The organism is Clostridium sp. 2218st1_F5_2218SCRN_220325 (assembly GCF_039062665.1).
Classification (GTDB): domain Bacteria; phylum Bacillota; class Clostridia; order Peptostreptococcales; family Peptostreptococcaceae; genus Intestinibacter.
This window is the reverse complement of record NZ_JBCLNH010000006.1, coordinates 3,261-25,958: the sequence shown is the minus strand read 5'-3', so window position 1 is coordinate 25,958 and position 22,698 is coordinate 3,261. Positions and strand designations below refer to the sequence as shown.

Here is a 22,698-nt window from a genome sequence, read left to right as displayed (position 1 = left end):
CCTCACTAAAAAATACTCCATCTTAAGCTATTTTAATTTCACTTAAAATGGAGTATTTTTAATTTTTATTTAAATTTACTTAAATAGTCACCGTTATAATTATAAAATGTAATATTGCCTCCACATGTACTATCTGGCATATATTCCATTCTAAATAAATCTGTAATACCACTTTGTCTTAGTGATGCCTCTTTCATATAATCATTTATATATATATTATCATTTGATAACATTGCATTATAATAATTTTCCATATATCCTGACCATATTTGCCCCATATCAAACTCTGACATATTTTGAGATACATCATTATCAAATTGGCGTCTACATTCTTCTTTTTGGAAGTTATAAATATCATAACCTTCCTCTTGTGATATATCACTGTAAAGTGTTGTTTGGTTATAAGTATAAGTCATACCATCATAGTCGTATTCATATCCCATTGCATAATATATTGTATTGCTACAATCCCTTTGAAGTATTAATTCATTTCCTTCCATCTTATACATTCTTAGATAAACTCCCATTCCCCCATCACCAGTTTGATTTACATAGTTTTCAATAACTAAATATTCTCCTTCATCATAGCTTTTTGTAAATACATTAAAATTATTATTATAATTGAATTCCAACCAAGTCAAAACAGACATGTCTTCTATATCACTTTCTAATTCTATTACTTGATTATTCTCTATAGTATAAACTTCTATTTTGTATTTATCTGTAAAATTATCACCAAATGATTCTGTTTGTTTTATTGTAACTATCATTTCATTTACATAATCTTTATTTAAATCTCTGAAACTTATATCTGAAATCCCATCTTGTAAAAACACCTCTCCATACGAACCTTGTCCTGAATTAACTAAATTGACTTGTGTTAAATCAGCTATTCCATACTCAGGTATAAGTGTATTTATTATGAAATCGTCATATTCCTTAGTGCTTAAATTATTTATAATATTATTATTTCCTGTACTATTACACCCCGATACAAAAAAGCATAGTGAAATAAACATAATGCAGATAATTTTTTTCATATTTATCCCCCCAATAATATAGACTCTATATTTAAAACTCTTAAAAAATAATCAAAAAGCCTTATATAATCTTATTAAATTGACTATACAAGGCCTCTATTAGTTAAAATTTATTTATAATTTTATACCGCAACATGGACAATATGTTGAAGTTTTATCTATATTTGATAAGCATCTCTTACATTCTATATATTCTGTATTATCAACAGGCATTTCAACTTTTTGGCCACATTTTCCACAAAATCTATCTTCCGGAGTTAAAATAGCTCCACAACTACACTTGATACCTTGTAATTGCTTATTAAATTTATCTATTTTAACTTTAGAATCGTAAATAACATGATCAAATCCTATTATCGATTCACATTTTTCATTTATTTCTTCATTATCAAGTAACCCTTCTCGTACTTTTTTATATATAAATATTCCTAATTCCAAAAGTGCCTCTTCTTTTCTCAAACTCGCATCTTCTACACTTTTATTTAATTTATCTATCTCTCTAACAATTTCTTGTCTATTAGCCACAATTATTTCCCCCTATCTAATCAACTTTTTTGTTCTATAACCGATATACATACAAACAAAACTCAATATAAGTGTGACTATAAGTGTCATTATACAACTAGTTCCTATATATCCACTCATAGTTGTACCTATAGAGTAATCACCTCCTGATGCATATTCATCAAATAATGAATAAAGTCCGCTACTTAATTTGCTCAAATCTCCACTAAAAATTATTTTAGAGAAATATGATAATAAAACCATTATACTTGTATAACAAATGCTATACATAGCGACTACACTATTTCTTCCTTCACCATATCTAGTTTTGATACTTCTGCCCATGACAACCAAAACTATAATCGGTACTATTATCAGTACTGCTATTCCACCTTGTGACAATATATTTGTAGATGTTATAACTGCATGAAAACTTACAAATTGTATAAATAATAATATCCATGGATTTAACAATAAAAAACCAATTATTAACCCAAGAAATAGTCCTAATCCAATATTATAAGGAACTAAATTCCAAAATTCTGAAGCATACATTGAAAAATATTGAGTATTATCCAATCCATTTACAACCATATATACAAATATAATTACAACTGGTGCAATAGTAATTCCTAATATCATTTTTAAAACCGTATTAAAATTATGTCTAAATATATTAGAAAGTGTGCCTATTATTTTAGAATTTTCTTTTTCTAATGCCATCATCATTGCTATAAATGAAATAATAAATGAATTTAGAAATACACTTAAAATAGAATAATATACAACTCCTTGTGTTATTTGATATCTTGCAAATAATGATATAACCACCATAATTACTGAATATGATAAAGCTCCTAATGTAGCCATCGGTAATGATTGATATCTTCTTTCTTTAAACATTATTCTTGTCGCTAATACTATTAAGCATCCAGATATAAATGGTGCTAAAAATGTTCTAAGAGCTAGCTTTACAGTCACCCCAGAAAATGTAAATACCATTTTTGGAACTGACATAGCAGTCAAAGTCATAAGAAATAACTTTGGTGTAGATAATCCTGCTAAACTAGATATTCCAATTACTGCTCCTATATTTACTCCTACTAGTGATAATATTAAAGTAATGAGTAATGGAAATAATGCAACAAATATAACAGATGCTAATCCTGTTAAAAATGCTGTCTTTATATTATTTTGAAAAAATCCAATATAATCAAAGTTTTTTAGTCCAAACTTAATATCTTCAAAAAATTCTGGCAAACTCACAAACATTTTTCTAGCATCTTCTGCTAATTCTTCTGCTCCAAAATCTACTTTTTTAATATTATCTATATAATCAGGATTTCCTAAAGTATTAAAATTTTGATTTTGTGTATTGTATCTAGTTCTCATCCTAACTTCACTCAACAGATGACCACATTTAGGACAATAAGTCTGTGATGTTTTTATAGGATTATTACATATATCACAAAAAGAATTTTTATTTTCTGTAAGCATTAATCTACTTTGTAAGTTATTTAAGTTTTCCCCATCTTTGCTACAGTAATTACAATAATCTTCGTTTTGTTTTCCACATTTTGTACAAAATCTCATATAATATCTCCCCTTTCTAACTGCTCTTTATTATTTTATATATATTGCTTACTTAGTATTTCCCAATTTTCTAATCTATCTAATTTATAACTACTTCCTGATTGTTTCACAATATAATCAGCATATTCTCTTTGTAATCTGTAAGTTTCTTCTTCTGGATTATATATTTCCCAATCGACAGTATAAGTTATGCTATATACTCCATTTGATACTTTTTTTGCAGATACTTTATCAAATCCTCTTAAACTTATTGTTATGCCCTTTTCATATGCATGTGGTATTGATTTTTTATATTGATTATATGCATTTCCACCAGTTGTCAATTCTCCACTTATTATGCTAAAATCCCCATAATTCATTGCATCTACATAATCATTAAAATATCCTGACATAAAGTAAGTAATATCGTCTAATGGAATACTTGATGATGAACTTTGAGTTGTATCGTTGTTTTTACTAGATGAATTATTCTTAGTTGAGCTATTGTTTCTAGTAGTAGTCTTATTTTTTACTGTACTAGAGCTGCTATTTCCATTAGTAGCGCTTTTTGATTTAGAATCATCTTTAAATGATATCTTCAATACTTTTAAAATCTTATCACCGTCATAGATATTTAAATTTGTTCCCTGTTCCTTAAGCCCTACAATACTACATTTATTATTGAGTTTAACTACATTTGCAATACTGCTGTCATCTAATTTATAGCTTAAGTCTAATTTATCACTTGATGAATTAATTTTAGGCTCTATAATTACAGTTTTATTTACACCAAATACATATGTGTCGCCTTCCATCTCATACTCTCCATCTACAACAACATCTTCTATAGAAACATCTTCACTAAATACACTTTCTTTTAATAAAATAAAACTTCCTCCAAGTACTAAACAAATAGACACTACGATAGCAATTATTTTCATTAGATTTTTAGAATCTCCACTATGTTGTGGAGTTTGTTCACTATATATATAGTCATTATCATTAAGCGCTTTACCACAGTAAGCACAATAAGTTACACCCTCTTTGTTATTTGTTCCACAATTTTTACAAATCATTTAACTCTCACTTCCCCCAAATTTATACTAATCTTGTTCCACAATGACTACAGAATTTTGCACCTTGCTTTAGCGGTGTTTTACAATTAGGACACACATCTGAAGTTTCATAATCTTTTATATCATCTTGTATAGTTTCAGTATAGTTTTCGCCATCATCAACTAAACTCTCTGAAGTTCCATCAGTATATACTAAGCTTTCTGTATTTACGTCACTATTAAACAAGCTATCTGTCATTAAATTTTCTGTCTGTAAATCTTGATATATATTGGGATTTAATTGTCTATTAAAATCTTGTTCTGAATTTTGGTTAGTATATTGTGTTTTATTTATATGTTGATTTGGATAATTATTGCTTAGCCCTTCTGTAAGATCAAATTCCTGATTTGGGCTGACATATGGTCTAGAATTTGGTGCTCTGTAATTTTTAACTCTACTATCTTGAAAATGTGGTTCATATTGTTGATTTCTTATACTATTAATTGTACTCTGTCTTTGTTTATTTTTCTTATGATTATCTACAAAAATCCATATAAGGGTTCCTATTATTCCAACAACCCCTACAATTGTTAAAACTATCCCTATTGTATACATATTATTCCTCCCCTTTTAGATCCATCCATTTGATTCTAATTCATCAATCTTACCTCTCAACTGTACTACTTCCGCTGTATTTTCTCCATTTGGCGCATATTGAACTGCTAAATTATAGTTGTCTATTACTTTTTGATAATCTCTGCTTTCTTCACTTTTATTTCCTTCAGATTCTATATATACATATGCTAATTGCACATAACACCTATATTCTGATGGATATTTTTCTTCCATCTGTATTAATACATTTTCTGCTGATACTAAGTCCCCACTTTGTTGATATGCATATGCTATATCTAAATAAATATACGGTCTAGTATAACCAACTTCTAAAAGTTCATTAAATATATTTGCAGATGATGTATACTCTCCATTTTTATAATAAGCTTCACCTAACATTTCCTTTACAACTAAATTTGAACCACCTTGCAAATTATTTGTCGCTTCTATTAATATATTTATTTCTTCATTAAAGTTATTTCGATTTTTATATATATTTGCAATTGAAATATAACACTCAGATTTTATATTTTCATTTTTAGTTGTATTTATTATGTTTTTATATCCACTTATTGCTGATGATATATTATTTGATGCTTCATCAATTTCACAATTTATATAGTTGATATAATCATCATTTCCATCAGGTATACTATTGATTATTTCTTGAGCTTTTTCTATCTGATTATCTTTGACATAGGCTTTTGCTAAATCTGCCTTAAATTCATTAATTCTATCATTGTAGTTTTCGTCTTGAGATGCTAAATCGACTGTTTTTGAAAAATATTCTATTGCTCCTGTCCAGTTTTCCTGCTTATAATAAGCATTTCCCATTACAAAATTATATTCAGGATTATCTATTATTTTATTATTCTTGTTAGAATAATCTATTAAATATTCTAAACAGAAATCATAATTACCTTGTTTATAGTAAACATTTGCATTTCCTATTACATATGCTGGGTCATCTGAATTTATTTCCCCAGCTTTTTCGAAATTACTTTGTGCTTCTTCTAAGTTTCCACTTTTTAAACATTCTGTACCCTCATTTATTAACTTGTCATATTTAGATATTTTTTGATTAAAAAATGTTTTTGTACCAAAAATTATCGCTCCAACAGCTATACAAATTAATAACACCTTTGAGGCATTTTTAATAAATTTATCTCTTTTTTGTTTTTTATATGACTCGTTAAAAACATATATATTTTTTAAGTCATACAAAAGTTCATTTACATTTTGATATCTTTTATCAGGTCTATTTTGTACACATTTATTTACTATATATTCAATTCCCTGAGATAAATGAGGATTATAAATTCTCATCGGTCTAAAATCATATAGTAAATCATTTGGATTCATACCTGTTAATAAGTAGTATAAAGTAACACCTAAAGAATATATATCTGTTCTTTCATCAGTTTGACTTTTTCCATATTGTTCGGGTGCTGCATATCCTCTTGTCCCCATATAACTAGTATCACTTAAACTATCTGTTTTAAATTCTCTAGCTATACCAAAATCTATTAATTTTACTGTATTATCTGGGGCTATTATTATATTTTCTGGTTTCATATCTCTATAAATTATTGGATTTGGCCTTTGAGAATGTAAATAAATTAACACTTCACATAATTGTTTTGCCCACTCTACTACTAATCCTTCTGCAAATTGGCCAACTTGTTTTAATTCTTTATCTAGAGCTATACCATCTATATAATCTTCTATAATATATAAATAATTTTGGTCTTGTTCTATATCGATAATTCTAGGAAGTGAAGGATGGTTTAATTTTTTAAGAATGTTTGGCTCTGCTAGTAAATCATATCCTTGCCCTCTTTTTTTATTTATTACTTTTATTGCCCATAATGTTCCTAATGATATATTTTGAGCTAAATATACACTCCCCATACCTCCTTGACCTATCTTTTTAATTATTTTGTATTTATTAAAAAGAATATTCATCGCTTATCCCCCTTATGAAAACTCTCTTCTGTTTAAAGTTAATTGCATGTATCTATTTCTAAAGTTATATTATCATCATTACCTTCACTATATGATGTTATATTAATTATGTCAATAATATCTGAACATCTATCTGAAGCTTTAGTATAATGTTTTTCTCTGTCATCTGTATAATTTGTTAAATAGGCTCTATCTGACCATAATCCACTTAAATCATATTCACTTAATATATTTTTTAGATAATCTATAAACTCAGATTCATCATCAAATTCTTCATATATATTTTCCATTTCACCAGATACTATATATTTATCTATTTCTTCTTCACCATCCCATAAAAAGTCTATTTCCTCCCTATAGGTACTTATAATATATAATTTTTCTCCGTCAAATTTATATATATCTAAAATTTTATATTCTTGATCTTCATCCCCATTATTTACTCCTAATCCACTTCCATATTCTAAACATAAATATTTATCTCCATTTAAATTTTTTATAAATAAATTTGCGTTAGCTTCATATTTATTAGTTAAAAACATTTCATATGTCACATAATCTCCTGGTTCTTGTGAATTATTAAAACAGTATATTGGTACATAATTTACATCATTATCATTTACTGTGTAAACTTCTATAGCTAAATTTTGATTTTCAACTCTAGAAACTATCATTTCATCAGTTCCATTGTTATCTAAATCATCATATATTATTCTTATTATTCCGCCATCACCTGAACTAATTATATTATTTGAACTTTCAGTAAGAGAATAGTTAAACTTTGTATTTGAAATCATACCATACTCTGCTTTTAATTCATCTTCCAATGATTTATATAAGTCCTTAGATAAATCTGTACCGTTTTGTAATGTATCTATATTTGTTTCAGAATTATCATTATTAGCCAAGTTTGTATTGTTTTGCTCTGGTGTTGGTGGCAATACATCTTTACCAGTTTCCTTTATATATTCATTTCGTATTGCCTCATATCTTTGTTTAATTGCCTCTATATCAGATACATTAAGCATTGCATTACTCGCAACATTGTATATGTTTTGTGCAGCATCTTCTTTATTTTGCTTTTTATACGTATCCATAAGACCTACATAGGCCCTGTCTTTCTTCTTATCAATAGTTATAGCCTTATTAAATGCCAGTACTGCTTCTTCATATTTACCAGTTTCTAAAAGTTTATATCCGTAATTTACTTGTTTGTTATATTTCCCAAAGTTGTCTTTTAATACTATCATACCAACACCAACTATCGTTATAATAGTGAATAAAACTAATAATTTTGTTTTCAATACTTCTCCCCCTTTATAGTTTTATAATTTAATACAATAAATTTATGCCTATGATAGTTATTACTAAAAAAGTTAAAAGCAATATACATCTAATAACTTTATTTGCTTTTTCATTTTTACTGCCTTCTATTTCTATTAAAAGTGCAGTTATATTATCTATTCCACCCTTTAATAGTGAATTATCTACAATAAAACTAACAGCATTATCTGTAGTACTACTATTTCTTATTATATTTTCAATTTCATTATCATTTAATAAATCTGATACACCATCACTACAAATTAAAAATCTATCTCCTTTATTTATTCTAAACAGTATCTTATATGGTGATATATTTCCATTTTGTGTTGATATACCTAAATATTGAGTTAATATATTTTTTGAGGGACTACTTTTCATTTCATCTTTGCTTATAATTCCTGATTTATAAAGCATCTGTGCTTTTGTATGGTCTTTAGATAGTTGTATAATTTCATATTTTGAAATAAAATAAATTCTACTATCACCTAAATTATATATATACATATAATCTTCATATATAATTATTAATGCCATTGTAGTTCCTATGCAGTCTTTGTTTAATTTTGATGTAACTTCACAAATTCTTTCATTAACATCCTCTATATATTCATCTATATGTTTCTCTATAGTTATTCTTCCTGAATAATTGAATACTTCTTTTTGATATTTTGAAAGTATTTTAACAGCAATATAAGATGCAATTTCTCCTAAGTCTCCTCCACCCATGCCGTCGCATACTGCATAAACCTGTATTTTATCATTAGTATTTATATTGAAAAATAAATTCTTTTTTTCATTTGGGTCTTCTTTAAATTCTCCATTTAAATAGAAGTTATCTTCATTATTTTTTCTTTTATTTCCTTTATGGCACCCTACAGATGCCGAAATATTAAACATTCTCATACTATCATTCCTTAAAATAGAGTCATTATTATAAAAAATAATAACAACCCTATTATTTAAATATTAGTTAGAAGATATGGAGCTAGCCATATCTTGATCATTTTGTTCTACTTGTTGGGCTATATTTTCTATTAATGAACCTAGATTATCTACTACCTCTGGAAATTGTTTTAAACTTTCTTGTAATTCTTGATATTTAGCAAATAAGCTATCTTGTGCTGCACCATCAAATACACTTTCTAAATTTTCTATTTCAGAATTCAAATAATTTAAAATATCGTTTATTTCCTCTGCTTTAGCATGGAAATTAGCCCCTGCTTGTTTCATCTCTGGTATGCTATACAATATTCTATCTGCCATCTTTCTACCCCCTAAAAATATTTATTTTAAATTATTAGATTTATATCTAATAATCTTTTACTATATTACAGTTGTAATGATTTTAATGTTGTTTGAATTAACTCATCTAGTTTTTTATAGTCTTCCTGTGATGACTTTATGCATTCTTTAAAATGATTTAATATTTTTATGTGAAGTTCCATATTATATTTCCACTTATTATCGAAAGTATTAAAAAATTCCTCACTTGCAGCACTATCCCAGCCAGATGTTTTTAATATATCGATACTTTTATTTAGTTTATTTAAAGTTTCTTCAAATAAATCTATACTTTCTTGATATTTAGATATAGTATATTCAAATGCATCAAAATTCACTTTTAATATTTTAGACATCATGCCCCCTCCCTAAATTCCAAATTTATTAAGTATTTCACTTTTATCCACAGCTAACTTTTTATCACTTTGTGATTTTTCAATATCTCCCATAGCTTCGTATATCTGCGCTCTCAATAAATAAGCTTCTCCAATATTATCAGATATAGCCAGAATATAATTAGCCATTTCCAATGCTCTTTCATAATTCTCTAATTCTTTATATATAATTCCTCTATAGATAATTAAGTCCAAGTTATCTGGATAGTCTAAACTTCCTTGTCTTAAAATACCAACTGTATTTTCATAATAATCTTTACAAGAGTTTTGACCATAAAGCGCTTTTATTACTTGACCTTTTAGGAAAAGAGCTGAATAATAATATATTCCTTCATTTTTATATTCAATTATTTCATCTATATATTTTTGTGCATTTAAATAATCATTTTCACTTATATAGATCATAATTAAATAAAATGAGCTATCTTCATTAAATTCATCTTTATTTAAGTCAATTATTTGTTTTAGTGTATTTTTAGCTTTTTGTACTTCATTTTGTGATAAGTAAATCTTAGCTTTTTCATTTAATACAATTTTACTGTTATTATTTTTAAATACAGTTTCTAAAATCTCCAATGCTTCTTGTATTTTTTGTTGTTCCTCAAACAAAATCACCTTATCGAATAAAAATCCTTCATCTTCAGGAAACATTGCCATTGCACTTTGTAGAATTTGCTGTGCTTCTTGGAGTCTGTTGTTTTCTATTAATATTAAAAATTTTAAATGATATCCTTCAAATAAATCGGGATTTATTTGTATAAATAAGTCTAAGTTTTCTAATGCCTCTTCAATTTTGTCCATTCCTATTAATATTTCTATCTTTCTCAACATAATATCAGCTCTAAATTTATCTTTTGACAAAGCCTTATTATAGTATTTTAATGCTTTATAGTAATCTTCATTTTCTTCACATATAATTGCATAATTTATAAAAATATCTATATCTGAAAATCCTAAACTAATCGCTTTTAAGTATGCTTCCTTGCCATCTTGTTGATTATCTTGTAAAAATTTAATATTACCTAGATAGAAATATGCCTTTGCATTATCTTTATCTATCAATAATATATTATTTAAACATTCCTCTGCACTTATAAAGTCTTCTAGCATTATATATGATTCACTTAACCCAAAATATATATCTATATCCATTGGATTTTGTTTTTGTGCCTCTTTATACTTATTTATAGATTCTCTATAATTTCCTACACTATAAAGTACTTTAGCTTGATTTATATATTCTTGTGTTATCACTATATTCCCCCCTTAGAATATTTTAAGTTTTTCTATGTTCCAAAATTATATAACTTATATCTATTTAAACTTGTGTTAGCTTGAGGATTTAAGTTTATATACCTAATGTTTGGAATATTGTGCAATGGGATATTTAAATTATTTATAATGTGATTTTTTGATTTTTTAGCGGAAAAATAATCATCTTTATATGACTTTATAGAGCTTATTACTTCACCTATTGGATTAACTTTCATAGTTATAGTGCCTATATCTCTACTCATATTTGAAATTTTATTTAAAGTATTTATATCGTCTATACCTATTCCCTGACTAAATCTTTTTATTAAATTAGTGGATTTATCTAATTTTGTTAAATCATCTTTATTAAATGGTTTTGTACTGATTAGATTTTTATAAAATGAAATATTTTTGTCATATGCCTTAATTTCACTTATTTTATTTTTAGTAAAGTCTTTTAAATTTTTAAATAAAAAATATGAACTTATAACTTGTGTAGTTCCTCTTCCTATTTTTTCACCTATTTCTCTATTACCGATTGTTGCTGATGTGACTTTTCCACCTATATACTCACTTGCATTTATATGATCTTTGTCGTCTATTTTATCGGCTTTAGCATTGTTTTTAGTAGTATTAAATTCTTTTAATGCTTTTACATCATAAATATATTTTGTTATTCCTTTATATCCTAACCATATAGTAGCGGCGATTCCACCTAGTGCAGCTATTATCCATGCTCCAGAACCAACTGCAGCTGCTATTAATAGAGTTGCTGCTGCTACAGTTGTAACTCCATCTTTTAAGATGTTAATCCAGTACTTTCCGCCCTTTTCATAATAAAAATCTTTTATATTGTATTTTAAGTTTCTAAAATTAATATTTATCGCCTCTCTGAATTGTTCTGTAGTGCATCCTGTTATTAATTTAGTTATAAACTCCAATTTATTTATAGGGTTATATTTACTTTGATTTAAATATACTAGTATATGTGTTCCTATACCTGTTTTTATGTTATTTTTAACCTTAAAATATTTACTATCTTGTTTAATTCTTTTCGCTACTTTTCTATCAGTGTTTAGTACTTCATTTTCTAGTTCATCTATCTTTTGTTTAAATATAGTCATTTTTTCTTTTTTATTTATACATTCATTAATTCTATTTTTTATCTGCAGATTAGCTTGATTCAAATTTCCAGTATTGAGAGTATCTAATTCATCTAACTTTTTTCGAAATCCTTCTAATTGATTTATTCTTTTATTATATCTATCTGCTGCTTTTTTAGCTGTATTAGATAAACCATTTAGCTTTGAATAATTTATTATCATCTCTCCCATTAGATAAGCCCTCCAAATAAGTTATTAAACCTTTCTTTGTTTTCAATTTCCTCTTGTTGAACTTTTTCATAAAGTCTATTAAGTTCATTTTCTATGCTGTTATTTGCTTCTATCAAAAAATCATCTATATATGGATATTTTTCATAATATTCATATACTATATCTTCAATTGAGATATTAACTGTAGATTTTAACGAATCTATACAATCCTCTTTCAAATCATCTATTTTATAATTTATATCATTGACAAAATTATCTTTTTCCATAATCTTATTTTGTAATCTTTTTAATTCTTTATATTTATGCTTTAAATTACTCATAATCTCCCCCTAAAATAAATAAAATCATATTTAACCGTCTATACGTTATAATTAAATCCACTATTTTTTTGAATTCGTAGAACTTTCAATTTGGCTTGAAACATCTGTATCAAATTCTTCATATCTTAAAGCAATTTTCTCTAGCATCAATGCCATTTCTCTTAAATTATCTTCTTGGTCATTCAATTTAGTTTTTAATAAAACAAACTCGTCATGAAAGCCATTTTTGCCTTCTCCTTCCCACGAACTCTCTAATTCATCAGTTGCTCTAAATACTGTTTCTCTTGCAATTCTATATGTTTTTATGCTCTCTTTTAAATCTGAAATAGTATTATAAAAATACTTTGTATCTATTTTCTTAACCTCTTTCATCTAACTCCCCCAAACTAATAAATATATTTACTAATCGTATTTTATTGTCTTTATTTTTGTATATTCTCCATTTTCAAGCAAATATCCATCCCCTAATGATATTGGTTTTGAAAATTCTCTAGATTGTTTCATGCTAACATCAAATAATTTTAAATTAGTTAAATCTTCAAATATAATTGCCCTTTTGTTTTCTTTTATTTTTTTTAATATTTCTGGAGCATTATAAGATAGATTGCTATTTTCTATGTTTGTAAAAATTATAGACATTTTATAATTTTTAAAACTCTTTATCATATTCATAAATTTAGTATTAAGTTCTTTATTTTTACTTATTTCATTTATAAATTTATTGTTGTCTATTACTATTAAATACAGTGGTAATTTCTCTAATATTTCATTTTCATCCATATCTTCAATATTATCTTTATAAAAATCCTGTCTTTCTTCAAATTCATCATAAATATCGTCTACAATTATTTCTATATCAGATAAATCTAATGTATATTTTTCTACAAATCCATATTGTTTTGTTTGTGATAACTGGCGTTTAGAGCTATCTATTATGTATGCTTTTGTTTTGTTTAAAAATATTGTTTTATTTATTGTTGAAAGTATATTCATAATAAAATTTGTTTTTCCACTTTTGTCCCTTCCAACTACTGCAAATAAGCTATTTTCTAATAAATCAAAGTACACATATTCTATACTGTTGTAATCTATGCCTATTGGAATTTTATATTTATGTTTAAATAGATCCATTTCTTCTTCAAATAATTTATTAAAGTAAATAACTGGTGGCACTTGAGGTATTTTTTTAGCTTTTATATTTTTATAAGTTAAATTCGAGTGTTTTATTAATTCTTGTATATTTTTACTTCTGTCTAATTCTTTATCTCCTCTTACTGGAAGTGCAGTCTGAAACTCCAATATTCTTTTATCTAAAACTATAAGACCTCTGCCTGGAGTATCTTTTAAATAAACTTGACTTCTACCAAGTAAATTAGAATATTCTGATTTGTCATTGCAATGAAGAGATATTTTTGTTGGATAGTTAGATAACATTCTGCTATTTAATGAATTTGTCTGCATTCCTGTAACTATAAGGTTTATACCTACACTCTGACCCTCTCTTGATAACATCAATATTTCATTATCATATCCTGGATAATATTCTCTAAATGCAGTTATATTATCTATTATTAAAATGATTTGTGGCATATCCCTAAATCCTGACTCAATATAATTTAAATAAGTTCCAACCATATGTTTTAAAAATACTTGTTTTCTCTTTTCAATTTCTATCTTTAACATTCTAAGTAAGTTGTTTATTCTCTCTTCCTCAGAAGTAATAGTTACACCACCGATTATTTTTGAATCTTCAAATATTCTAAGAGCCATATTTCCACAATCAATAATATATATATTTACATCTTTTGGCGTATATGTTTTAATCAAGTCACATAATATAGTTTCTAGTAATATTGTCTTTCCTGATAACGAAGAACCTATTATATATGTATTATTAGATAAGTTTATACTCAGTTCCTCTTGTATTTGATTATCTGGATCATCAAATATTCCTATTAAAACAGATATCCCCTTTTGTATATCTCTAAATGTATTTCTTAGGTCTTTTAAATAAATTATGTCATTAAGAGGCGGTAGGCATATTCCTTGTAATTTAGGTATATTATTTAAATCACAATAATCTTTTATTCTATCTACTATAGCTTCTAGCTGTGTTTTTCTATTTTCTTCATCCTTTTGTCTATTTGTATAAACTAATTTCTTTTTTCCCCATAAATTTATTTGATAAAGCTCAAATATATTTTTGTCATTTAAATCTCCATTTGGTGTTTTCGCTCCACTATATGCTGATTGAAATAAATCGAACTTTTCGTTATTTCCGACTTGCAAATATGCTCTCCCCGGCTCAGTTATCTCAGCTGCAAGAGGGGTTTTTAATACTTCATTGCTGTCTTCTTTTGTCTGTACTTTTAGACAAAGTTTAAACTTAGAGTTACTCCATATTTGTGCATCAACTACACCTGAAGGTTTTTGTGTAGCCAGTATTAGGTGTACCCCTAAACTACGACCTATTCTGGCTGCTGATATTAATTCTTTCATAAACTCTGGATATTCCATTTTTAATTCTGCAAATTCATCTACTATGATAATTAAATGTGGTAGCGGAGTTATGTCTTTATTTTGTCTGTATATTTCTATATATTCATCGATGTGGTTTACATTTTGAAGTGCGAATAATTCCTGTCTCTTTTTTAACTCTGCTTTTATAGATTTTAATGACCTTTGTATTTCTCTTCCTTCTATATTAGTAATTGATCCAATTAGATGAGGTAAGTTTTTTAATTGATTTACCATTCCTCCACCTTTAAAGTCTATTATTAAAAATCCTAACTCATAAGGATGATATAATGTGCTCGCTGATAAAATATAACTTTGCAATACTTCACTTTTACCAGAACCTGTAGTTCCAGCTACTAATCCATGTGGTCCATCATATTTTTCATGCAAATCTAGATATATTTTTTTATTTTTCATTTTTATTCCTAAAGGTACAGCTATACTTTCATCAATTCTAGAACTTTGCCATCTCTCTTTTAAATCCAAATCCTTAGCATCCATTATATTTAACAATTCATATAGTGTAATATTTTTTGTAAGTTCATTATCAAGACTTACTTCTTCTACAGATATTGCAGCCATTTTTATAGCAATTTCAAAAGCCTTTATAGAGCTTATTGGTTCATAAGCAAACTGTATCTTATTTTCACTACTTGTAGTTTTAAATATATAACCCTCATTTTTCTTTGGTGATAATTTGACTATTTCTGCACATCCTTTTGGCAGCAATTCATAATAATGTTCAAAAAATACAAAAATAAATCCATAATCTTTAGCATTTTGTATATATTTTGATACTGGATGAGTTTTTAATTCCATATTATCAAATACAAATACTACAAAATATGGAGAAAACAAATTACCTTCCTTTTGTTGCTCCCTTTTTGATAATATTGAATACATATAGTCAAATATTATAGAAGTACTTTCCTCATCATAAACCATATTTCTTATACCTAAATCGTCATTTTCAACATGTTTAAACCATCTAAACCATGTCATTCTTTTTCTATCATTTTTATGAAAAATATATATAAACTTAACATCTTTATAATACTGTCTTGTTGCTAAATCGATAGTTATATTTATTAAAATATCAAATAATTGTTCATCCTCACCTAATATTCCTACTGCATTATCTTCTGAAAATCTTGAAACTATAGGTATATTTATAAGATTTTTATACCCTTTTTCAATACTCTCTGGTATATCTAATAAAGGGTCTTGTAAATCTTTAAAATCTGGATATTTATAATTAATTTTACAAATCGCAGGTAATTGCCCTGTTCCTACTCTAACATATAAAAAATCTTCGTCATTTTTATCTCTATCAAATAAACTATCAAAATCTTCTACTGATTTTAAATTAGCATCCATAGATCTATACATTTTCCTCATTACTATTTGTTCTCTTTTTCTTATTTCTATAATTTCCTTTTTCTTTTCTTCAATATATCTTAAATAACTATTTTCTCTTTCTTCAACTTCTTTTTCATAATCTTTTTGACTATAATAATAACTAAAAATAGATACTATCAAAGTAAGTATCATTGAGCAAACCCCATAAATTACAAAGGTTCCTCCCCCTGATATAAATCCTCTTAATAGTATAATTAATATAATCATTCCTATAGATGGAAATAACAATAAAAATATATTTTTTCTAGGCTGTCTAGGTTTCTGTTTTGGCGGTAAGATTTCTATTTCTTCTTCTGGAATTGTGTATTTTTTTCTTGTTGTTATATTATATTTAGGATACTTCAATACATTTTTACTGTTTTGAATATAAAATGACTCTAATGTTAAAGGATTTATTGCATCATTTGAAGTTGTATATAAATTTCCTTCTTTTAAATAAAAACTATATCCAACAACCATAAAAAAATCATAATCATTTAAAAATGACTTTGAATTTATCTTTCTCCCATTTAAATAAACTCCATATGTAGTTTGATTATCAATTAATATATATTTATTTTCACTCTTTTTTAGAGTGATAAATTCATTTTTAGCAATGTTATCTTCAATATAAATATCACAATTAAGTGTTCCACCTATTTTTATTTGTGATAAATTACTTATATTTATAATTCTGTCATAATTTTGAATAACATCAAAATCTACTAAATAGTCTATATTAAAAATATTTATATCTGTTTGAGTGTATTTAATTGAAATACTATCTCCATTATATAATTCTTTTGATTTTAGGATTTTTTTATGTGAATGAATTTCTGTATTTTCATCACAAACTATTGTCCATAAATCATTGTTTCTCAAGAATTTTATTTTAAATGATTTTAAAAATATATTCTCATTAAATCTAATGTCACAATCTACTGTTGTTCCAAGCTTTATAACTTCAAACTGATTATTTAATACTTCTTCTCTATATATATTTCTTCCGTATATTATAAGTTTAAAATTATGCATACTAATCGAACTCCTTATAAATAACTCCTTACTAAACACTTTAAAATGTTTAAATTTATTTCAAGCATATTCATGAAAATTATATTAGTTACAAAATATAAAGGCAATATCACTTTCTATATTCTATAAAATATTTATAATACTTCCGTTTATTAAATTAAAATCTTTTAATGTTCTCTCTCCCTTTAATAAGGCTATTGGATTTTCACTTCTTAGATAACATTTTGATAAATCATTTATATCTATACCTAAATTGTATGCTTCATTCACCCCTATTACAAATTCAGTAGCAGATATATTTATTGGTACTTGTAAATCAACTTGCTTTTTTAATCTATGAAAGTATAATACAACAGTTATAACTTCTTCCATAATACTCCCCCTTTACAGAATAGTCATGATTTTCAAATCCTATTTTACTTCAAATTCTACGTTTGCAAATCTAATTCTATCTCCTATTTTTAAGCGTTTTATATATTTTTTAGTTAGTTTTTTTCCATTTAAATACGTTCCATTAAGGCTTTCTTCATCTATTATAAAAAAACGATTGTTCACTCTAACTATTTTTGCATGTATTCGACTTACCATTCTTTGATTTGGTATCCATCCGTCAACTAATTCATTTTTCTTTCCAATTATATACTCATCTTTATCTATTAAAAATAGTACATTAGGATATATATTTAAACTAGATAATATTAATACACCTTTATCCTTACTTCTGTATATATTTTTACAAATCAATATATATGTTAATATTGAAGCGATTAAATCTATATCTAAAAAATATATAAGGTAGACTATATTTATTACTTGGCAATTTAAAGAGAGAAATACTATAATCAAAAATATTATTTGATATATAAAAATAAAAGCCAATGCCTTTAGTAATCTTTTCTTTTGAATATATAATTTATAATCACATTCATAATCCGATTCTACCATCTAAACCCTCCTATACAATAATTTTTACTATTATTACACCTTTTTTAATTCCAACTATAATTATATAGTACTGTTTAAATGTCATAATAATGTTACAAAACGTAAAATATTTTGTAATATCATTATAAAATTTTTTATCTTCTTCATCTTACAAAGGTTATATAACTTCTATACTTTTATATAGTCTACTTATTTATATTTCAATTTTATTTTTTATTCTCCTTTTTTCTATATATTTCTGTAGTATTTTATCTTTTTTTAATTGTATATTTATTATCCACAAACCAGATAATTTATCATTTCCTGGGAATTAAAAAAAGACCATTTAATAGATATTATTAAATAGTCTTTTTCACTCTATATTAAATTAATTATATATTAATTAAAAACTCTTCTAACTCCTGCGATTCTATCTCTATGGCTATTTTTTATTGGCCATACTACTACTTTACCAGGCCATGCTTCTATAACTTGATCATTTCCTAAATATATTGCAATATGTATTATTGTTCCATTTTGATCTGAATAGAATATTAAATCGCCTCTTTGTCTGTCTTCATAGCTAACTGTTTTGAATTTACTTGATGTAAATAGATTTCTAGATTCATATTCATATCCTGGTTGAGAATGTCTAATTACACTAACTGGTAATGGATTTATTCCTACTGAATATAATGCTTGCATAACTAAGCCAGAGCAATCTACTCCTTGTCCAGGTTGCCCTGATGCACCTACTATATACTCTGTTCCTAAATAATCATACGCTCTACTTATCATAGTTTCAATACAATCATTTTTTGTACTATTCTTTGTAATTTGTATAGGTGATACATAACTTCCAAGATTATGCCAATCATCATCAGAAAGTCCTAATGCATTCCATGTTGTATAATCTACTTGTCCAGTTTGTGATAATCCCATTGATTTTTGGAACTCTTTTATCTTAGCAGTAGTAGCAGGTCCTACTATTGCTTTATTTGTTCTTGACATACCTAATTTTTCTTGAACTTTTCTAACTTTAAGTCCCATAGTACCTGTTTTTAATATATAATTTCCTTGTCCTTTAAAGCTTATATTTTCTTGTATTTGGAAGTAGTTGCTAGGATTTTGATAAACTCTATCTCCCTCTACTGTTCCTTCTCCTGAATTTTTATCTGATACATATTGATTCGATACATATCCGTATTCATTTTTAAATTTAATCTTATACCATCCTGTAGTGCTAACTTCTACTATTTCTACTTTTGTATCCTTTGATAGCACACCTATTACTCCATAACTTGTCGATGGCCCTTTTCTTACATTTAGTCCAGCTGTTGTTATTCCTGTTTTTATTACTGTTGGTGGTTTTTGTTCTGATGATTCATCTTTTTTACCAACTTCAACGTATTTATTTGATACATATCCGTATTCGTTTTTAAATTTAATCTTATACCATCCTGTAATGCTAACTTCTACTATTTCTACTTTTGTATCTTTTGATAGCACACCTATTACTCCATAACTTGTTGATGGCCCTTTTCTTACATTTAGTCCAGCTGTTGTTGTTCCTGTTTTTATTACTGTTGGTGGTTTTTGTTCTGATGATTCATCTTTTTTATCAACTTCAACGTATTTATTTGATACATATCCGTATTCGTTTTTAAATTTGATCTTATACCATCCTGTAGTGCTAACTTCTACTATTTCTACCTTTGCACCTTTTGATAATCGACCTATTACTCCATAACTTGTTGATGGTCCTTTTCTTACATTTAGACTTGCAGTTGTTATCCCCGTTTTTATTACTGTTGATGATTGTTGGCTTATTGTAGTTGTCAAAGTATTATTCCCATTTATATTGTCTACATTTTCTGCAAAAGCCATATTTATATTCCCAACAATTGTCGCGATTGTTAGAATCTTTGCTATTTCTTTATTTTTCATAATTCCTCCCAAAATATATACCCATTTTATATCCTACATTTTATAACAAAAAAACGATTTTTACAATTATTTTCTATAATTTACAATATTTTACTAGAAAGTTGTTCTCATATAAAAAATTCACTTCCTTCATGGCGCCAACGAATCAAAGATTCCGTTGCTTTAGTTAATAGGCTGGAAATTATACATTATCCATAAACCAGACAATGTCTAATTTCCTTAGAATTAAAAAAGCGACTAAAAGTCGCTTATATATTATAATTTCTATTAATTATCTAAGTAAAATTATTATTCCCCGTATTTATACTAACTTTTGACCACAATTAGAACAGAATTTAACATCTGGATTTAACGTCTTCTTACAGTTTGGACATATATTGTCGATATAATCATCTTCATCATCAATATAAATTATGTTTTCTGTTTCTGGATTGCTATTTAATAAATTCTCTACCATATTATTATCTTGATAAGAGTCTGAATTTGTCTGCTTATTTATTGAATTTTGTAATTGTATATTTTTTGGCTTTGATTGTTTATTTTTATCAGCTACAATTAGTGTTAATGCAGACACTATTCCAATTGACCCTATTACTACTAATATCATCCCTAATTTATACATTAAAAATCCTCCTTTTTATTTTATATTTTATAAACCTCTTTTATACATTTTTTATATATAATCCCAAATGCACTTGTAGTTTATTATAATAAATAAAAAAACTACTGTAAATATAATATTTAAATTAGCTAAAATATCAACAAAAAATTCGCTTCACTCATAACGCCAACGAATCGGAGATTCCGTTGCTTTAGTTAAAATTCACTACGTTCATAGCGCCAACGAATCAAAGATTCCGTTGCTTTAGTTAAAATTCACTACGTTCATAGCGCCAACGAATCAAAGATTCCGTTGCTTTAGTTAATAGGTTGGAAATTATACATTATCCACAAACCAGATAATATATAATTTCCTTAGAATTAAAAAAGCCCAGGATAAATTTAAATATCTCTGGGCTTTTTCTATTTATTTAAACGTCTTCTTCTTTTTGTAGCTCTTTTTAATCGTTTATTTAGCGCCATTTTGTCGCCTTTTGCCAAATCATTTCTAAATCTGGACATTTCTGCCATAAAGTCATCAATTACTTCTAGTAAATTTTCTTTGTTTCCTAAAAATAACTCAGTCCATAAATCTTCATTTATGTCTGCAACTCTTGTCGCATCTCTATAGCTTCCTCCCATATAGATTTCTGTATTTCTAGCTTCCACATCACTATTTATCAATGATACTGCCATAACATGCGGCAGATGTGAAGTAAATGCGATAATCTGGTCGTGAAAATCTGAGCTAATTCTTATAATTCTTTTAAAACCAAGCTTATATATTATAGATTGTAAAAAGAGGACATTGTCATCATCATTTCTCTCTGTATCTACTAATAGATAATTGGCACCTTTATAACATTGGGCGCTTGCATGGTCAATTCCCTTATTTTCACGCCCTGCCATAGGATGACCAAAAATAAAATCTATATTATCTGGTATAATATCATCTAATTCTTTAATTAAGGTTCCTTTAATCCCTGCAACATCTGTAACTATAGCGCCATCTTTAAAATTATTTTTATTCTCTAGGATAAAATTTTTTATTATTTTCGGATAAATGCATATAATCACTAAGTCAGATATTTTTAGAAACTCTCTTGCATTATCTGAACCATCTTTTATAATTCCCATATCTTTTGCTTTTTCTATCGATTCTTTATTTAAATCTATAGCATATACATCGTCAAAACCAGCTTCTTTAAATGCCATGGCAAAGGAGCCACCAATAACTCCTAAACCGACAATTGTGATTTTCATACTATATTGTTACACCTTCTAATTCAGTGTATACTTGCAATTGCTTCATTATTTTATCAAATGTATCTGGTTTTATTGATTGTTTTCCATCACATAGTGCTTTTGCTGGATTGTTATGTACTTCTATCATAAGTCCATCTGCACCAACTGCTATAGCAGCTTTTGCAAGTGGCTCAACTAAATCACGTTTACCAGTTGCATGAGATGGATCTATTATTATTGGCAGATGTGATTTTTGTTTTATAACTGGTACTGCGCTTAGGTCTAATGTATTTCTTGTCGCTGTTTCAAATGTTCTTATTCCTCTTTCACAAAGAATTACATTTTCATTTCCTCCAGCCATTATATACTT

The 22,698-nt window shown here is 26.6% G+C and carries 21 protein-coding genes; all 21 read right to left on the bottom strand.

The features are described 5' to 3' along the window. Positions 1–65: 65 nt before the first annotated feature. Entirely contained in the window at positions 66–1,040 is a 975-nt protein-coding gene (locus ABCM86_RS05145; protein WP_343003642.1) for a hypothetical protein, read from the bottom strand. A gap of 114 nt (positions 1,041–1,154) precedes the next feature. Beyond that, complete coding sequence (locus tag ABCM86_RS05140; RefSeq protein WP_343003641.1) at positions 1,155–1,565, bottom strand: zinc ribbon domain-containing protein; 411 nt, start codon at positions 1,563–1,565, stop codon at positions 1,155–1,157. A 12-nt stretch (positions 1,566–1,577) separates the two neighbouring features. Next, complete coding sequence (locus ABCM86_RS05135; protein ID WP_343003640.1) at positions 1,578–3,137, bottom strand: zinc ribbon domain-containing protein; 1,560 nt, start codon at positions 3,135–3,137, stop codon at positions 1,578–1,580. A gap of 35 nt (positions 3,138–3,172) precedes the next feature. Next, the gene (locus ABCM86_RS05130) at positions 3,173–4,192 is read right to left on the bottom strand and encodes a zinc ribbon domain-containing protein (protein WP_295675707.1); all 1,020 of its coding nucleotides are present in this window, start codon (positions 4,190–4,192) and stop codon (positions 3,173–3,175) included. A gap of 22 nt (positions 4,193–4,214) precedes the next feature. Beyond that, the gene (locus ABCM86_RS05125; RefSeq protein WP_295675705.1) at positions 4,215–4,787 is read right to left on the bottom strand and encodes a zinc ribbon domain-containing protein; all 573 of its coding nucleotides are present in this window, start codon (positions 4,785–4,787) and stop codon (positions 4,215–4,217) included. Between the two features lie 15 nt (positions 4,788–4,802). Continuing rightward, entirely contained in the window at positions 4,803–6,752 is a 1,950-nt protein-coding gene (locus tag ABCM86_RS05120) for a protein kinase (RefSeq protein WP_343003639.1), read from the bottom strand. 38 nt (positions 6,753–6,790) lie between these two features. Then, positions 6,791–8,056, bottom strand: a complete 1,266-nt coding sequence (locus ABCM86_RS05115; RefSeq protein ID WP_343003638.1) for a tetratricopeptide repeat protein — start codon at positions 8,054–8,056, stop codon at positions 6,791–6,793. Between the two features lie 28 nt (positions 8,057–8,084). After that, complete coding sequence (locus ABCM86_RS05110; RefSeq protein WP_195929453.1) at positions 8,085–8,981, bottom strand: protein phosphatase 2C domain-containing protein; 897 nt, start codon at positions 8,979–8,981, stop codon at positions 8,085–8,087. A gap of 63 nt (positions 8,982–9,044) precedes the next feature. Beyond that, positions 9,045–9,341 (bottom strand): WXG100 family type VII secretion target, encoded by a 297-nt coding sequence (locus ABCM86_RS05105; protein WP_195929454.1) that lies wholly within the window; start codon positions 9,339–9,341, stop codon positions 9,045–9,047. Positions 9,342–9,406: 65 nt separating this feature from the next. After that, the gene (locus tag ABCM86_RS05100) at positions 9,407–9,715 is read right to left on the bottom strand and encodes a WXG100 family type VII secretion target (protein ID WP_195929455.1); all 309 of its coding nucleotides are present in this window, start codon (positions 9,713–9,715) and stop codon (positions 9,407–9,409) included. Positions 9,716–9,727: 12 nt separating this feature from the next. Next, positions 9,728–11,008, bottom strand: a complete 1,281-nt coding sequence (locus ABCM86_RS05095; protein WP_343003637.1) for a tetratricopeptide repeat protein — start codon at positions 11,006–11,008, stop codon at positions 9,728–9,730. 32 nt (positions 11,009–11,040) lie between these two features. Further along, positions 11,041–12,342: a hypothetical protein gene (locus ABCM86_RS05090; RefSeq protein WP_295575018.1), complete on the bottom strand. Its 1,302-nt coding sequence runs from the start codon at positions 12,340–12,342 to the stop codon at positions 11,041–11,043. Next, complete coding sequence (locus ABCM86_RS05085) at positions 12,342–12,662, bottom strand: hypothetical protein (RefSeq protein ID WP_195929458.1); 321 nt, start codon at positions 12,660–12,662, stop codon at positions 12,342–12,344. The genes ABCM86_RS05090 and ABCM86_RS05085 overlap by 1 nt, the downstream gene beginning before the upstream one ends. Positions 12,663–12,722: 60 nt before the next feature. Beyond that, positions 12,723–13,034 (bottom strand): WXG100 family type VII secretion target, encoded by a 312-nt coding sequence (locus ABCM86_RS05080; RefSeq protein ID WP_295575023.1) that lies wholly within the window; start codon positions 13,032–13,034, stop codon positions 12,723–12,725. Between the two features lie 30 nt (positions 13,035–13,064). Beyond that, entirely contained in the window at positions 13,065–17,612 is a 4,548-nt protein-coding gene (gene essC, locus ABCM86_RS05075) for a type VII secretion protein EssC (protein WP_343003636.1), read from the bottom strand. Between the two features lie 123 nt (positions 17,613–17,735). After that, on the bottom strand, positions 17,736–17,984 hold the full coding sequence (locus tag ABCM86_RS05070) for an EsaB/YukD family protein (RefSeq protein WP_295575030.1): 249 nt from the start codon (positions 17,982–17,984) through the stop codon (positions 17,736–17,738). Between the two features lie 39 nt (positions 17,985–18,023). Then, positions 18,024–18,557 (bottom strand): FHA domain-containing protein, encoded by a 534-nt coding sequence (locus ABCM86_RS05065; protein WP_295677840.1) that lies wholly within the window; start codon positions 18,555–18,557, stop codon positions 18,024–18,026. A 378-nt stretch (positions 18,558–18,935) separates the two neighbouring features. After that, complete coding sequence (locus ABCM86_RS05060; protein WP_343003634.1) at positions 18,936–20,483, bottom strand: SH3 domain-containing protein; 1,548 nt, start codon at positions 20,481–20,483, stop codon at positions 18,936–18,938. A 301-nt stretch (positions 20,484–20,784) separates the two neighbouring features. Next, positions 20,785–21,105: a zinc-ribbon domain-containing protein gene (locus ABCM86_RS05055; RefSeq protein ID WP_195929464.1), complete on the bottom strand. Its 321-nt coding sequence runs from the start codon at positions 21,103–21,105 to the stop codon at positions 20,785–20,787. Between the two features lie 401 nt (positions 21,106–21,506). Next, the gene (locus ABCM86_RS05050) at positions 21,507–22,346 is read right to left on the bottom strand and encodes a prephenate dehydrogenase (RefSeq protein WP_343003633.1); all 840 of its coding nucleotides are present in this window, start codon (positions 22,344–22,346) and stop codon (positions 21,507–21,509) included. A 1-nt stretch (position 22,347) separates the two neighbouring features. Next, positions 22,348–22,698, bottom strand: a 351-nt coding sequence (locus ABCM86_RS05045; RefSeq protein ID WP_343003632.1) for a phospho-2-dehydro-3-deoxyheptonate aldolase, incomplete at its 5' end; no start/stop codon positions are given.

What these genes read in the sequence shown, in the direction of transcription:
- ABCM86_RS05145 (WP_343003642.1), bottom strand. Translation starts at nt 1,040, where the DNA reads ATGAAAAAAATTATCTGCATTATGTTTATTTCACTATGCTTTTTTGTA.
- ABCM86_RS05135 (WP_343003640.1), bottom strand. Translation starts at nt 3,137, where the DNA reads ATGAGATTTTGTACAAAATGTGGAAAACAAAACGAAGATTATTGTAAT.
- ABCM86_RS05130 (WP_295675707.1), bottom strand. Translation starts at nt 4,192, where the DNA reads ATGATTTGTAAAAATTGTGGAACAAATAACAAAGAGGGTGTAACTTAT.
- ABCM86_RS05125 (WP_295675705.1), bottom strand. Translation starts at nt 4,787, where the DNA reads ATGTATACAATAGGGATAGTTTTAACAATTGTAGGGGTTGTTGGAATA.
- ABCM86_RS05120 (WP_343003639.1), bottom strand. Translation starts at nt 6,752, where the DNA reads ATGAATATTCTTTTTAATAAATACAAAATAATTAAAAAGATAGGTCAA.
- ABCM86_RS05110 (WP_195929453.1), bottom strand. Translation starts at nt 8,981, where the DNA reads ATGAGAATGTTTAATATTTCGGCATCTGTAGGGTGCCATAAAGGAAAT.
- ABCM86_RS05105 (WP_195929454.1), bottom strand. Translation starts at nt 9,341, where the DNA reads ATGGCAGATAGAATATTGTATAGCATACCAGAGATGAAACAAGCAGGG.
- ABCM86_RS05100 (WP_195929455.1), bottom strand. Translation starts at nt 9,715, where the DNA reads ATGTCTAAAATATTAAAAGTGAATTTTGATGCATTTGAATATACTATA.
- ABCM86_RS05090 (WP_295575018.1), bottom strand. Translation starts at nt 12,342, where the DNA reads ATGGGAGAGATGATAATAAATTATTCAAAGCTAAATGGTTTATCTAAT.
- ABCM86_RS05085 (WP_195929458.1), bottom strand. Translation starts at nt 12,662, where the DNA reads ATGAGTAATTTAAAGCATAAATATAAAGAATTAAAAAGATTACAAAAT.
- ABCM86_RS05080 (WP_295575023.1), bottom strand. Translation starts at nt 13,034, where the DNA reads ATGAAAGAGGTTAAGAAAATAGATACAAAGTATTTTTATAATACTATT.
- essC (WP_343003636.1), bottom strand. Translation starts at nt 17,612, where the DNA reads ATGCATAATTTTAAACTTATAATATACGGAAGAAATATATATAGAGAA.
- ABCM86_RS05070 (WP_295575030.1), bottom strand. Translation starts at nt 17,984, where the DNA reads ATGGAAGAAGTTATAACTGTTGTATTATACTTTCATAGATTAAAAAAG.
- ABCM86_RS05065 (WP_295677840.1), bottom strand. Translation starts at nt 18,557, where the DNA reads ATGGTAGAATCGGATTATGAATGTGATTATAAATTATATATTCAAAAG.
- ABCM86_RS05060 (WP_343003634.1), bottom strand. Translation starts at nt 20,483, where the DNA reads ATGAAAAATAAAGAAATAGCAAAGATTCTAACAATCGCGACAATTGTT.
- ABCM86_RS05055 (WP_195929464.1), bottom strand. Translation starts at nt 21,105, where the DNA reads ATGTATAAATTAGGGATGATATTAGTAGTAATAGGGTCAATTGGAATA.
- ABCM86_RS05050 (WP_343003633.1), bottom strand. Translation starts at nt 22,346, where the DNA reads ATGAAAATCACAATTGTCGGTTTAGGAGTTATTGGTGGCTCCTTTGCC.